The following is a 13,182-nucleotide window of genomic DNA, read 5'->3' as shown; positions in this document are numbered from 1 at the left end:
GTTTTTTGGACTATCAGTGATCGCACCATGTCGCCTCTTGCCACGACATTTCATCAGCAACTTATGTTCGAGCTACCATCTCCACTGCGGTCCAATACTCATTACAGATTTTCTCTGGCCTTTTTTCTACCGATACGGTTTCAAAACCCAGTGATTTGTACAGCGCCTTTGCCGCTTCATTATGATCAAAAACACATAAGCTGAACGTGTGACAGTTCGTCTGTTGCTTTGCTCTCTCCATCACTAACCTGAGCATCGATTTCGACAGTCCCTGCCCCTGAAAGCTATCAATCACTAACACACGACAAATTCTGCAGGTAACCGGATCCAGTTTTCGATATTCGATAAAACCCGCATATTGACCATGCACACGAAATAAGAAGGGAAAAGTATCTGGATCAGAGCAATGGGTAGAGATTTGCTCTTCGGTGAGTGGGTAAGTATAGGCTGGACCACCCCACTGATAATTTAACTCTGGCGAGGATATCCAGTCTATTAACAGCGAGTAGTGAGATGGCTCAAAGGGGACGAGTTCCATTGATATTCCTTTATTTACGATGCTAACTGTAATCGCGTGCGTCACCAACCTGACAGTGATACGACAATGTATATCTTTCAAAAAAACTAACTAACGTAACGCTTATGGAAATATCAGGAGCGTGCCATCTCTTGTTGATACTCTTTGGAACCACAAGCCACTTCCCATAAATGACCATCAGGATCGGCAAAGTAACCTGAAAAACCGCCCCAAAATACCGGTTGCCCCTCTTTAATGACTTGACCACCACTTACCCTGGCTTTATCGAGAAGCGCTAAGACTTGCTGCGATGAGGTTACATTGTGAGCCAACGTAATACCGGAGAAGCCTTTCCCTACATCCGGTATTCCAATATCCTTTGCAAGCTCTTGCCTGGGAAATAGCGCTAACTCCGCGCCATCCAGGTGATAGAAGATAATGTCGTCCGATTGGTAATCGGTACGTTTGAGGTCAAGTACCGTTTCGTAAAACCGTGCCGAGACGTCAAGACACTCGACACCTAACGTTAAGACCGATAGCTTTCTCATAATTTCTCCAGAGGGTATTTCGAGTTATTGAGCAGCTTTTCTAGTAATGATTTCGTAGAACCTTTCTACGTTCTGAGTTACCGCTCCCCACTTTGATTCACGCACGCGCAGTTGGTGGTTCTCAAACGCAGCTCTATTTGCGAACTCTTCATATACATCAAATTTTGTTGGTTCATCTGGGCTCTGCGTCACGCTAAACAGCAGACAACCCGGCTCCTGAAGCGTCAGTTTTTTATGGGTTTCTAGTTCTTGGATCACTATTGTCAGTTCATCTTCCGGAACCACGATATAACCTTTTAAGATAACTTTCGACATGACTTTTCCTGATTTGTTATCTAGTGAATCCAGCGATTAAACACTGAATTCTTCTAACGCTGCCATTGCGTCATTTGCTCTGCTCGCTTGTACAAAAATATGGTCGTGATAATACGCGGCTATGACGTTTGCACTGATTTGTTTTGATGCGAGCTTTGTGGATACGGCTGCGGTCAGACCAACGGCTTCAAGACTTGAGTGAACCGTCAGTGTGATTTTTCGGTATAAACCCTCAAAATCCAGGCCCGCCTTTTCCGCGACAGACTTTTCTAGGACCAGAGTTAAACCTTCTGACTCGATAAATGTCGCGATGGGATTAAGCAGAATGTACTCAGCGACATCCCCTTTCACCGTGCAAAATACAAACTCCGCATCCGCCAACTCTGGGCGCATAGAGCGGAGCAATTCTTCTAAATCTTTAATCCCTGCCATACTCAAATTGTTCCTGTATTGCTAATGACTGACTGCGCTGCAGCCCAGTTTCCCTTCTGAGAAGACCACCAAACGCTACGCGTTTACTTGCGCAATGTGATGGGATGTACCACCTTCTTTTAGCGTCTTAATTAGCCCTTCGGGACTCACAACGCCCGCAATTAGATGCGAAACATTCGGATCAACGACTGGCTCGAGTGAATAAACTTGTTTCTCTAATGCCAGTGCATAACCAATATCCAGAGCCACACTTTTGCCGACATAACCATCGTAATTGAGAACATAAACAATATCCGAACGTCGAATACGTTCCAGGCAACCATCCACACCGCTGCCCTGATTAGGCTCTGAAATCAAAGCCGAAATACCAGATTTCAAAAAAGATGAATACACCGAGTTCATTTTACTGAGATTACTGAAACTGCCCACTATGTATATAACTTGTTCCATATATCACCTTGTTAAGTAACCGTTAGCTGTGTGCTTGCGTCATTTTCTAGGTGCAATCTTCCCATGTAACGCGCACGTTGGTTATTGATACATTGCTATTGGCTTTAACATCGATAGATACTGGCGTTCCATTTTGCATCATTTGTCGAAGTCCAATACTACTGCATACCTTCTCTGGCATCTGATTATGAGCGTTCGCGCTAAATTTGGATTTAACCTCATCCGTCACAATCGTATTTTGAATATTAACAACAACACTCACCACTTCATTTGTTAACACAACACTTCTAACATTGGTTCGATGGTCCCCGTCAAACAGCAGTTCGTGGAAAACCGACTTCAGTTGCTGATGTCTCTGCTCTGCTTTGTAGTTAGAATAAAAGTCCTTTCCGAAAACAAACACCAACAGAAGTAGTGGCAAAATAAAACGTAAATATTTCAACATGCCTCCTTAGATATTACATAAAATTGATGGTAACAAAGCGCGGCCCCTTTCCCAACCATCGCTCCGTAAATACCAGCATCAACGAAATAAGCCTAACTTACCCAGGTAAAGCTTACCTATTTAGTGCCTTGTTAAGCGAAGTACTTCATCATGCAGGTTATCCCGCATTACCACATACTCCGCTACGTTACTCACCACATGTTGATCGGTGACCAATAATGTAGCCATACCAATTGCCTTTGCACCTTGAATATCAGCGAGTTCGTTGTCTCCCACCATTTAGGTACTTAATGTGCTACTACCTATGCTGTTAAGGGCAATCTGTAACGCATTGCTTGAATCACTCACCTCACGCAGTGATTGCGCCAAACACCCTGTTTCACAGAGCGTATTTCCATAATCAAATATTACTGTGTCGTACATCGTTACCCCGCATGTTCACTTTCGAGTCGAGCAACTTGTTATAAGGCTGGTTCTACTTGATAGTGAGCAATGAGTCCTATATTTTCTATCGGTGTCGGCAGGATATCATCTTCCGTATCAATTAAGCCGTCTCTACCATAGGAGCGAATGTGATAGTGGTTTTCGTCGATGACAGTATAGAAATACCATTTTTCTCCTGAAATACTGATTTGCGCGGCATCGTACAGTGACACTAAACTGCCTTCAGGTAGGGATTTTTGTAAAACTTCTAACGATGCTGGATATCTGCCATGCTGAACTTTGTACAGCTCTATTGCCTGTACTGAATTTGTCAATTGAACCTTTACCAACTGCGAGCGAAGATCGTCATATACTCCCCCTTTCTGTACAAAACCAAAATATCCCAGAGTGCCGTATAAAATAAATGTAAAAGCAATACCTGCGAAGCCGATAACTTTAAGTTTTGTACTTTTTGCTTTGAAACCCCAAATAACCGCGACGATCCCAAACAGAACCCCTATCAAGGGGATGAAGGACATTCCACCAACGACAAACCCAAGGCATCCGGGCCCTTGTTGCTTCTGCGTATTTTCCAAGTTTATACTTCCTTTGTAATGCACTTTGGCTTGTGATGCCTCAATCAGGCGACGCGTTATCTGGCAACAGAGTTGACTTGTCGGGCATCACTTTGACTTAACATGGAGATACCCAGCCATACAAACCAAAGTATCTGGGTGACACCAAAGATTTCGGTAAGGACTTCAGCGGGGTAGATGGTTGCGATACCTGAAATTCCTACAATTAGGCCAAGGTAATTTAATCCTTGTGGGAATTCTTTCGCTTTTAAAGCAGCCAGACTAATCAACAGCACCCAAAGTCCACCTACAAGCTCGTTTCCTCCCCCAAGGCTTTCGATTATCACTGAAATCATTTGCCACATATCAAACGCTTTCTCAGTGGATAAATCCATCAGGTTAATTGCATGTGATAGTCCAATATTTGCCAACATACCACTTGCAATGACCAGAACAACCCAAACTACGCCGAAGACAGACCCCACCTTAACAAATGGACTGTTTGTTGATTTTAGTTTTTCATATAAACCAACAACAAGCACGGTTAAAAGAACCCCAAACCCTACATATATCAGAAAATAAATCATTGAAAATGAAAATTGATTTTCTGCTAAATATGCCATTTTTTCTGAAGCAGTACCGTCAGAGGGATACGCCCAAAAAGCACCAAAATACACAAAGGCAACAATATAAATCAACGCCTCAAAAAGTGCTGAAACGCCGGCAACTTTCTGCAAATTATTCACGAAAACTCTCCCTTTTATTCGTAATACTAACGATTTGGTGACAAGCAACTGACTACCATTGCACCCAACCAAAACAAAAATGGCGACTCTACGCCCAGTGCGGTAGACATTGCCCCATAATTGCAAACGAACAAGCGATCGCAATAAACCATGACACTGAACGTAATGTACTCATGTTGAGTAGATAGAGAGCATGATAAAGAACTCGAAAGCCAATATGCATTATTGCTAATGTTTGTACATTTTCGCTCGTTGTCCCCGTGGTTATGGCCAGTAAAATCGCTATGGCGAATACCAACAAAGATTCGAACGCATTCTGGTGTGAGGCTAATGAACGAGCACCGAAACCCTGTAAACGAGACTGCTGCTCTCTGGGGTAACGATTGTCGTAGCCACCATCTTTGGCCATAGCTACTGCTAATGGAATTTTGACCAGATATGGAAGCAGAGAAGCTACAATTAAACAAAGAATCAATACCGTCAAATTAATATCCCTACTCTAAAGTTTGTATATATATTCAAGTAACGTCCAACAAGCTTGAATTGACCGACTTAAACGCAAAACTCAACCAAATTACCAAACGTTAGCTGTCTTCCAAAACAATTTGTTAAGTGCAAATTATATGCACCATCATTTAATTGGTTGAATTTGCTGGTTAATTTCTTCGAGCCTATCTAATGATTTTTGGACTTCCTCGATATTCACGTCGAAATTATTTAATTCCAATGATTTAGGTAAAGGTTTTAGCTCGATACATTCAGGACAATCAAGTTTAAAGTCCTTCAGTACGTCAGATACATTCTTGTTGACTCGTGCCTCTGCCTGCAATTTTCTTAACTGCTCATTGACTAAGTCATGCTTGCGAACTAATACGGCATACTTTTGTTCAGCTTCTTCCTTTGCTTTTTTCGCCTTATCTAGCGCATTCTTCAATGCAATGGTAGATGAAGCAACTTCAGACGATAAATTAATCTTTGCGTTAGCCAACTCAATAGATACACTACTCGACTTATACGCTATGTAGGTAAGCCCGCTAGACACTACCAACACAGCTACACTTAAAGCGTGCCAAAATGTTTTTGGTATATGTTGAATTTCCATATCCGTTTCCTTTGTTCCCCTCAATATTCTAGTTTTAGACTTAACGCCCAGTTAATCTGGGCAACGCAAAACAAAAGCCTCCCAAGAACACCTTAAACACTGACCGCAACACATAGTAAAAATGCCACGCGTAGCGAATCACTATTAAACCACTTGTTATACACTTACCCTACAGATAATAATTGTGAGGCTTGTGATTACCCAAAGGAAACACGTGCTCACCATCAATACCTTGCGAACGTACAACACGACGGCATAGCTCGCGTTCCATACGTCTTTTAGGGCGTGTCATAAACACATTGACCCAAGCTGTAGGGGCTGAATCGAGCTTCAATCTTTTGTGATTGCACGTATATTTTCTATTAATGCGACCATTTACATCTCGGTCGCGAATCTTGTTTTTTTCGGACATCTCTGTCTCCTAGGCTTGTTGATACCTAGAAGATGTCTTGTGAGTAGTAATTCATTTTATTCCTCTGCCCCATAACGCTCACGCAATAGGTGCGAGCTTGCGAGCATCCTAATTGACGCACTTATGATGTTGTATAAACTTCGACCCAAAAGAAATTTATACGTCACTGTTAACCTAAATGGTAAATTCCATCTCGGAATGTTGCTCTATGATGAACCCCGTTAACAACTACATCATATACGCCATTTCCTAGGTGTTCTACTGAATCTCCACCTGTCATTAACCCGTTGATATCCTGGACAACTATAACCTGATCTTCTTCAGACTCATCCGAACTAGGCTCATTGTGAGGAGCATGAGCCAGAGCCGCCTGCACCCAAGTATCAGCTTGTTCCAGGCTGATTGCACCATTATTTCTAGTGAATCGAACTCTATAAGTACCACCTACAAAATCGGTTGGTTGCACTAGAACCTGAATTCCCGGAAGATGGTTCCACTGATAAATCAGAGTTCTTAAATCCTCTACACTTCCTTGGAATTGCACTGGAGAAGATTGGCGCGTAGCTAGCTGAGTAACTAAAGCGCATTGGACAATGTCAGTTGTTTTTCGACCTCTATCAAAGTCGTTTCTTTGGATAGGTTCCAACTGCTTTGCCCTCTGAAAGCTATTAGCCACTTCACTCAGCCTTCTCTGGGCAATAGTGCCAGGGCGGTTATCTACAAACTGAAAAGAATCTACTCCGCCTTGTCTTTGGGATTTCATTTTTGCACGCGAGCCCTTTTTATTTTCGCGTGTTTTTTCTGAGTAAGCATTCATAATATCAACCCATTAATAAGTTCAGCTTAGTAATGTAAAACACATAACACTTTTCTAAGTTGCAGCTAACGAACACAACACTTAAGCAAAGCCACCATAATCACAGAACTCAACCAAACCAAACTGCCAAACGTTAGCTGTCTGCTTGAACAATTTGTTATCCCTACTTTGCTGCCAAGAATGCAATACCAGCAGCTAGGCATGCAGCAACAGCTACATTTTTGACAGGACTTTTCTCAGTAGGTGTAAGCATCGAAGCCAGTGCAGCAACTCCTCCAGCAGCTTTTACGACAGTATTGTCCGACTTTAATAACACTCCGATACCAATAGCAGATATTAAGTATTTCTGAACCTGCGTACTCTCTTTGACTAAGCCACATGCTGCTCGCACAAAGTGCTCACAGTTTTCAGAAAATAAACTATACGGAACACCCAGGTACTTTCTCGCAGTTTGAACCGCTAAAGTTGGATTTTCAGCTTTAATTGAACTCACTTCTATGTTCTTGTTGTCTGCGAAAGAGGTCAGATCTATTTCTTCAACACGCTGATACTTTTTAGAGTTATGAATGACCGTGTTATTGCCAACGTAGATGCCGTAGTGTTTAAAGCCTCTATATTGAATTTTCAATACTTGTCCTAGCTCATACATTTTTTGTTTCCTTCATTGATCATGTTCAATATGAACATGAGAAAACTCCACCTACAATTTAAGCACAAATGTACGACCGAAGGGCTGACACCTCGCTAAGTTGCAGCTAACAGCCACTACACCCTGGCAAAGCCACCGTAAACTCTGAGCTCAATCGAAGCATAAATGCCGAGCGTTACAAATCTGCTTGTTATGCATTTTCTGGAGGCGCACCCTTGAACTGAGGTACACCATCAGCGATTAGCTCCCATGACGCTTTAGAGTCAACATAAACATGGCGACTTAACTGAATGTCGGGATCGCCATTTAAGCAGCCTAAAGTGACACCATGAACCACACCTTTGTATACACCAACCAACGTCGAGCCACATTTCGAGCAGAACTGAAGCCCAAAACCATGCTCACCGACATAAGAGGTTAATAGCTCCTCGCCACTAACCCACTCGAACTCACCCTCTTTAACGAGTGCGTAGGCAGAAGCTTGTGAACTAAATGCTTTACGGCATCTAGAACAATGACAAGAACGTGCATCATGGAGATCACCTTCCACTTTGTACTTGATTTCACTACAAAAACATTCACCCGTAATTGTCATAATCTCTCCCTGTGCATAACGCCGCTGTAAGTAGCGAACAGCGCGCCACCTGACCTAAACCATTGTGCCGTAGACACTAAAGTTGATTCAAACCAAGAATGTCGAGCGTTGCGAATGTGTCCTAAACGCTTGTTAGCTTTCTTTTTGCTGAAGTAATTTATCTAACGATAATTCAGCTTCATCAATAAGTGTAAAGTATCCGTCTGTAGCCGAAAGCTGTATATCAATCGAGACTTCTACATCTTCTGCTGTTACAGGGTAGCTTTGAAGCTTTGGCACAACTCTAATTGCTATATCGTCAGCTCGATGATTAGACAAAAAAGCTTTCAGGTCATTAAACTCAGCTTGCGAAGTTTTATCGAACCTAAGACTATAAATTGTCACTTTTTCTTTGGTTAAGAACCTACTTTTTACCTCTGAATAAGGTAACTCAAACTCTGACAAATTGAACTCTCCGTAGTGAGCACCAGCTGATGAGTTGATATCGACGCCAAACCAGCTTTTTTCTGAATCAAGTACAAAACCGTCTGGAATTGTAATTTTTACTCGTACTTCTTCAGGGTTAATAGATTGAAAGTCTTCCCAGCCAAATGTACTCATTTTAGCAATTGTCGAAATTGGTACTGATACACAGGCAGTTAAGGTTAGGCAAAGAATCAATAAATATATTTTTTTCATCGTTTGTAGTTATTCCATCTAGAAAGCCAACGTCCAAATAAGTAGTGAGCAACGCCACCTCGAATCTAAACCATTGTGCCGTAGACACTAAATTCAACGCAAACCGAAAATGCTACGCGTTACGAGTCCGCTTTAAGCTTTTGTTAGAAATTACTTGTGCACCAACTCAAACGTTACAAGAACCAACTCTGTCGAGTCATTGAATTCAATTCCATAAGCTAATTTACAGTCTTTGGTGAAGAAGTCGTCATGTACTTGTATCGACATCATTGCGTGCGTTTCAGTTAACGATGCTTTTGTAATGCAAGCTTGGGGAGAAGCACAAAATGCCTCTGAAATTATGATGTTGGCCGATGGTGATGCGAGCTTTACCAAAGCTTTAGGGCTAGAAATGGATACGGCGACATTCGGGGGAGTTCGCTCACAGCGATATGCAATGGTTATCGAAAATGGTGTGGTGACACAGTTAAATGTCGAGGAGCCTAAGCAATTTGAAGCCAGTAAAGCCGAGACGATTCTAGCTGTTCTATAGTCACCTTTCTCAACCACAAGGGTTCAGAATAACCTATACTGAACCCTTTACTATTGAATACACATAACACCTGCCTAAGTTGCTGACAATAGCCCGACGCTAATCTGCACATTCTTCCATAAAAGACCCATCGTCTTCAGGAGCATTTACAATCTCTCCACCACATTTGGGGCAAGGCTCACCAACTGACCAAGGCTTAAGCTTCCTTCTTTTTAATGAAAGTTCAAACTTTTCTGCATCACCGGGGAGAGTAAGGTATGGAGTTAGCACATCGACCAGTTCATTCGTACGCAAGCAGCAATAAGTCATAGTTGGCCCAGCAAACAAAGCACTCTGCCCTCCAGCGACTACACCCTCAACCCCACACTCAATACATCTATATCGTCTACAAGTAGCCATATGGACCTCGTATTTCATAACGCCGAATTAAGCGCCAGCTAACGCCACGAAACTCAAACCCGGCCACCGTAAACGCACAAGCCCGAGTTGATGCCAAAAACGCCGAGCATTACGAATCCACTTGAAGCAATTGTTATGCATTACAAGCCACCGCACAAATCTAAGTAATTCCCTGTCGAAAATGATGATTTTTCTGATGAAAGCCAATAGATAGCCTCTGCTACCTCTTCCGGTTCTCCACCTCTCTGGAGAGGGATGATACTTTTTAATCGTTCCACTCTTTCTGGCTCACCCCCATCGGCATGCATTTCTGTATGAATAAGCCCTGGGCGAACACAATTAACCCTAATTCCTTCTGAAGCCACTTCTAGAGATAAACCTTTTGTCAGAGTATCAATCGCCCCTTTTGACGCTGCATAATCGATATACTCATTTGGCGAACCCGAACGAGAAGCACCCGATGACACATTTACGATAACGCCTCCATTCCCGCCATTGCGGGTAGACATACGTTTAACTGCCTCTCGACAGCAAAGGAAATAGCTAGTCACGTTGTTAGATAAAATGGCATTGATTCTCTCTGCCGTCATGTCTTCTAGACGTGACTGTTGACGTAAAATACCTGCATTATTGATGAGCACCGACAATGGACCTAATTCTTCGTCAATTCGTTCAAACAGTCTTAATACATCGGTTTCAACAGAGACATCAGCTTGCACAGTAATACATTTACCACCAGCTAACGTAATATCATGAGCTAAAGTTACCGCTGCTACTGAGTTGGACTTGTAATTGATACAAACCGAATAGCCTTTAGACGCAAATAGCTTGGACGTCGCAGCGCCAATGCCTCGACCACCGCCAGTGACCAATACTACTTTTGATTCACTCATCATTATTCCTTGTGCTTGAAACTAGAGTAATGCATAACGCCGCGTTGAGTGGTGATCAACGCAGGCCACTGCACTTAAAGTATTGTGCAGCAGACAGTTAAGCTAAAGCAAACTGAAAAAGCCGAACGTTGGGAATGCATCTTAAACGCTTTGTTACGCCACTTTTTAAGCTCGTAATTTCTTTAGCGCTGTCTTTACAAACTGCCTAAAACTTATAGGGATTATCACAAACAAAGCTACTCCATTATTGAAATCTGGGTTCAACTTGCAGTAATACTGAATCTCTAACTTATCACTGGTTTCAAAAGACTTTAACTCACTTTCCGAGTAATTACTTACTCGATTTACTGGCACCAAACAACGTACAGCCTCACCTGAGCCCAACTCACCATTAGGGTTGAAAACGTCAAAGATTTCTCCTGACGTAGGATGTTGAGGGTGAGGCCAAATAATGCCCGTATTCTTTGCTATTGCACGATACATAGCTGGGCTGAGCATTGTGTCCGCATAATAGATTTTCTTCCAAGGCCTACGCAGCCAACATTTAAAGCTTTCAGATAGCGAAAATTGAAAAGTATTGCCACCCTTTCGATATTTGGGAATAAATCCCGCCGAGGCTCGAATTACTGTCATGGTTGATTCATCACTAAACGTAAGTAAACAGTAACCGACTACTTTGCCTTCGTCGAAATAGAGCCTAAGCCTGCGTTCAAAAGCATCCGAACTATCGAAATACTTTGCTAGATATGCATCAGGTGTGATGTTCGAAAAACTAGATTCTATGATCCCTACGATTGCTTTTCGCTCAGGCTCAGATAGCCACTGCTTCGTTTGAGTTAAATCCTTAGTCACTAATTTCATTACTAAAATACTCCTTCGAAGCCCTGTGGCATAACGCCGCATTAAGTGGTGAGCAACGCTGCCACCTACCTGAACCATTGTGCCGTAATCAATAAAGATGATTCAAACCGAAAATGCCACGCGTTACGAATCTACTTAAATTTAATGTTATGTAGCGATGCTCGCTAGGACACAAACCAAGAATGCAGGCACGCCAGCGATGAGTAGTTTGATGCAAAAGGAGGTGTTTTCTGAGAACCGCTCATCATCGATTTCGTCCGCTACGGTACGGTCAACCATTGAGTCTGTAACCGTATCAACTTTGTCGTCAGACTGCCCTATACCACCTAGAGGCGGGTACATGAAAAATAAGGCCGTCGTCCCCCATAAAAGCATTACGATGAAAAATGCATAGTCCGATACGAACTTAAGTCCAAAGAAGCCTGTAGACATCTCAAGACCAACAACTATTACGGCTGCTATTACGTTCGCAACCAATACAAATCGAACTAAACCAAGCATTTATACTCCATTTCTTACCTAGCTAACGCCCGGTTAAGTAGTAAGTGACGCACCACCGAACCTAATTTGAACACCGTAATCATATAAGCCAAAACTAACGCCAAAACCGCCGAGCGTTATAAATCCACTTGAACCGTTTGTTAGCATTCTGGCTAAGTGTATTGAAGTTTCACTTAAAGAGCCTAAAACTCTTTTTCTTCTTACGGGCCAAAAACCTTCTTATTGGCCAATAAATTAATAAAATAAGAGCACTGACGAACACATGTTTTTTCCAAGTATTCTCCCAGTGGTACTTAAGAAAAGCATCGTCTTTCGTACCTACTGCAATATAGCTACTGCTTCCATCGGTCTGAATAATTACCCGTATCGGCTTATTCAGCGGCAATGGGTTCACTGAGTCATATTCTGTTTGTGCACCGTCTATTTCAACTAGAAAGCGATAACGGCAACCAGTTCTTGCCATACAGTGTGAGTAAGTTTCCTTAAGAACGATTGCTTCCTTTTCTGCACCAGACTGTTGCTTGCTATAGTCGACATAAGCTACCCAACCAAAAAATGCAAACAATGGCGAAGCAAATGTTGCCATCATTCCCAGAACAACAAGCCACTCCCAAAATACTCTTAACTTCATAGTGACCTCTTAGAATGCTAACGCCTTGTTAGTTGCCCACCTCAAAGACTAGTGCTAACATTTGTACACACACCAACAAAGGAATACATCATGGACACTAGAATTCAATTTCGTGTTGATGAAGAAACAAAACGTCTAGCTCAACAAATGGCTGAGAGCCAAGGTCGCACTCTGAGTGACGCTTGCCGTGAACTGACTGAGCAACTCGCTGAACAACAAAGAAAAACATTGTCTCACGATGCATGGCTAACTGAACAAGTAAACCTAGCATTTGAAAAGTTTGACTCAGGAAAATCCGTTTTCGTTGAGCACCAAACTGCTAAATCTCGAATGGAAGAGCGCAAAGCCAGAATCCGTAATCGAGGTAAGCAATGATTTTATGGGAGGAAGAGTCACTTAATGATCGAGAAAAGATCTTTGAGTTTCTCTATGACTTTAACCCTGATGCGGCAGAGAAAACTGACAACCTCATTGAAGCAAAAGTAGAAAATTTGCTAGAGCAGCCACTTTTGGGTGTGCAGCGAGACGGTATTCGTGAGCGATTACTTATAGTTCCTGAGATTTCGATGATCGTCTCCTATTGGATCGAAGGCGACATTATCCGAATCTTGCGCGTGCTCCACCAGAAACAAAAATTTCCTATGGATTGATCGATTCCTCT

Annotated in this window: 21 protein-coding genes and 1 pseudogene; 3 read left to right on the top strand and 19 right to left on the bottom strand. The window is 42.4% G+C overall.

Going from position 1 to position 13,182, the window contains the following annotated elements; genetic code table 11:
• Window positions 1-61: 61 nt before the first annotated feature.
• From C4S60_RS06965 to C4S60_RS06885, 15 genes are all read right to left on the bottom strand, one after another.
• A complete protein-coding gene (locus C4S60_RS06965) occupies window positions 62-538 on the bottom strand; it encodes a GNAT family N-acetyltransferase (protein WP_103879618.1) in 477 nt (158 codons plus the stop codon).
• A gap of 113 nt (window positions 539-651) precedes the next feature.
• Window positions 652-1,065 carry a VOC family protein gene (locus C4S60_RS06960; RefSeq protein WP_208623249.1) on the bottom strand — a complete coding sequence of 138 codons (414 nt, stop codon included), beginning with the start codon at window positions 1,063-1,065 and terminating at the stop codon, window positions 652-654.
• A gap of 24 nt (window positions 1,066-1,089) precedes the next feature.
• Window positions 1,090-1,380: a putative quinol monooxygenase gene (locus tag C4S60_RS06955; protein ID WP_103879616.1), complete on the bottom strand. Its 291-nt coding sequence runs from the start codon at window positions 1,378-1,380 to the stop codon at window positions 1,090-1,092.
• A 36-nt stretch (window positions 1,381-1,416) separates the two neighbouring features.
• Window positions 1,417-1,812 carry an ACT domain-containing protein gene (locus tag C4S60_RS06950; protein ID WP_103879615.1) on the bottom strand — a complete coding sequence of 132 codons (396 nt, stop codon included), beginning with the start codon at window positions 1,810-1,812 and terminating at the stop codon, window positions 1,417-1,419.
• Window positions 1,813-1,887: 75 nt separating this feature from the next.
• Window positions 1,888-2,262 (bottom strand): nucleotide pyrophosphohydrolase, encoded by a 375-nt coding sequence (locus C4S60_RS06945; protein ID WP_103879614.1) that lies wholly within the window; start codon window positions 2,260-2,262, stop codon window positions 1,888-1,890.
• A 46-nt stretch (window positions 2,263-2,308) separates the two neighbouring features.
• Window positions 2,309-2,707: a hypothetical protein gene (locus C4S60_RS06940; protein ID WP_103879613.1), complete on the bottom strand. Its 399-nt coding sequence runs from the start codon at window positions 2,705-2,707 to the stop codon at window positions 2,309-2,311.
• Between the two features lie 120 nt (window positions 2,708-2,827).
• Window positions 2,828-2,986 carry an HAD hydrolase-like protein gene (locus C4S60_RS06935; RefSeq protein ID WP_103879612.1) on the bottom strand — a complete coding sequence of 53 codons (159 nt, stop codon included), beginning with the start codon at window positions 2,984-2,986 and terminating at the stop codon, window positions 2,828-2,830.
• 182 nt (window positions 2,987-3,168) lie between these two features.
• Window positions 3,169-3,726: a hypothetical protein gene (locus C4S60_RS06930; protein ID WP_208623248.1), complete on the bottom strand. Its 558-nt coding sequence runs from the start codon at window positions 3,724-3,726 to the stop codon at window positions 3,169-3,171.
• 56 nt (window positions 3,727-3,782) lie between these two features.
• A complete protein-coding gene (locus C4S60_RS06925) occupies window positions 3,783-4,451 on the bottom strand; it encodes a DUF4386 family protein (protein WP_103879611.1) in 669 nt (222 codons plus the stop codon).
• 88 nt (window positions 4,452-4,539) lie between these two features.
• Window positions 4,540-4,935, bottom strand: a complete 396-nt coding sequence (locus C4S60_RS06920; protein ID WP_103879610.1) for an MAPEG family protein — start codon at window positions 4,933-4,935, stop codon at window positions 4,540-4,542.
• 147 nt (window positions 4,936-5,082) lie between these two features.
• The gene (locus tag C4S60_RS06915) at window positions 5,083-5,553 is read right to left on the bottom strand and encodes a hypothetical protein (RefSeq protein ID WP_103879609.1); all 471 of its coding nucleotides are present in this window, start codon (window positions 5,551-5,553) and stop codon (window positions 5,083-5,085) included.
• A gap of 581 nt (window positions 5,554-6,134) precedes the next feature.
• A complete protein-coding gene (locus C4S60_RS06900; RefSeq protein WP_103879606.1) occupies window positions 6,135-6,782 on the bottom strand; it encodes a hypothetical protein in 648 nt (215 codons plus the stop codon).
• A gap of 163 nt (window positions 6,783-6,945) precedes the next feature.
• Window positions 6,946-7,431: a lecithin retinol acyltransferase family protein gene (locus C4S60_RS06895; protein WP_103879605.1), complete on the bottom strand. Its 486-nt coding sequence runs from the start codon at window positions 7,429-7,431 to the stop codon at window positions 6,946-6,948.
• 190 nt (window positions 7,432-7,621) lie between these two features.
• On the bottom strand, window positions 7,622-8,026 hold the full coding sequence (locus C4S60_RS06890; protein WP_103879604.1) for a GFA family protein: 405 nt from the start codon (window positions 8,024-8,026) through the stop codon (window positions 7,622-7,624).
• Window positions 8,027-8,158: 132 nt separating this feature from the next.
• The gene (locus C4S60_RS06885) at window positions 8,159-8,704 is read right to left on the bottom strand and encodes a hypothetical protein (protein ID WP_103879603.1); all 546 of its coding nucleotides are present in this window, start codon (window positions 8,702-8,704) and stop codon (window positions 8,159-8,161) included.
• Window positions 8,705-8,963: 259 nt separating this feature from the next.
• On the opposite strand from C4S60_RS06885, the pseudogene C4S60_RS06875 reads away from it, so the two are divergent.
• Window positions 8,964-9,236 (top strand): annotated as a pseudogene (locus C4S60_RS06875) (redoxin family protein); the annotation flags it as partial.
• A gap of 539 nt (window positions 9,237-9,775) precedes the next feature.
• Here the strand turns inward: C4S60_RS06875 and C4S60_RS06865 are convergent.
• The 4 genes from C4S60_RS06865 to C4S60_RS06850 all read right to left on the bottom strand — a co-directional run bounded on the left by C4S60_RS06865 (window position 9,776) and on the right by C4S60_RS06850 (window position 12,521).
• Window positions 9,776-10,528, bottom strand: coding sequence for an SDR family oxidoreductase (locus tag C4S60_RS06865; protein ID WP_103879601.1), 753 nt, complete (start codon window positions 10,526-10,528; stop codon window positions 9,776-9,778).
• A 165-nt stretch (window positions 10,529-10,693) separates the two neighbouring features.
• Window positions 10,694-11,389, bottom strand: a complete 696-nt coding sequence (locus C4S60_RS06860; protein WP_103879600.1) for a hypothetical protein — start codon at window positions 11,387-11,389, stop codon at window positions 10,694-10,696.
• 147 nt (window positions 11,390-11,536) lie between these two features.
• Window positions 11,537-11,890 carry a hypothetical protein gene (locus tag C4S60_RS06855; RefSeq protein WP_103879599.1) on the bottom strand — a complete coding sequence of 118 codons (354 nt, stop codon included), beginning with the start codon at window positions 11,888-11,890 and terminating at the stop codon, window positions 11,537-11,539.
• Between the two features lie 169 nt (window positions 11,891-12,059).
• A complete protein-coding gene (locus tag C4S60_RS06850) occupies window positions 12,060-12,521 on the bottom strand; it encodes a hypothetical protein (protein ID WP_103879598.1) in 462 nt (153 codons plus the stop codon).
• 90 nt (window positions 12,522-12,611) lie between these two features.
• On the opposite strand from C4S60_RS06850, the gene C4S60_RS06845 reads away from it, so the two are divergent.
• Both C4S60_RS06845 and C4S60_RS06840 read left to right on the top strand, forming a co-directional pair.
• The gene (locus C4S60_RS06845; protein ID WP_005398409.1) at window positions 12,612-12,896 is read left to right on the top strand and encodes a type II toxin-antitoxin system TacA family antitoxin; all 285 of its coding nucleotides are present in this window, start codon (window positions 12,612-12,614) and stop codon (window positions 12,894-12,896) included.
• Window positions 12,893-13,171, top strand: a complete 279-nt coding sequence (locus C4S60_RS06840; RefSeq protein ID WP_103879597.1) for a type II toxin-antitoxin system RelE/ParE family toxin — start codon at window positions 12,893-12,895, stop codon at window positions 13,169-13,171. The genes C4S60_RS06845 and C4S60_RS06840 overlap by 4 nt, the downstream gene beginning before the upstream one ends.
• The last annotated feature ends 11 nt before the right edge of the window (window positions 13,172-13,182 follow it).

Origin of the sequence: Vibrio hangzhouensis, assembly GCF_900107935.1 — a bacterium.
Lineage (GTDB): Bacteria > Pseudomonadota > Gammaproteobacteria > Enterobacterales > Vibrionaceae > Vibrio > Vibrio hangzhouensis.
Note: the sequence above shows the minus strand (reverse complement) of the source record. Positions and strands in the feature narration are given on the sequence as shown.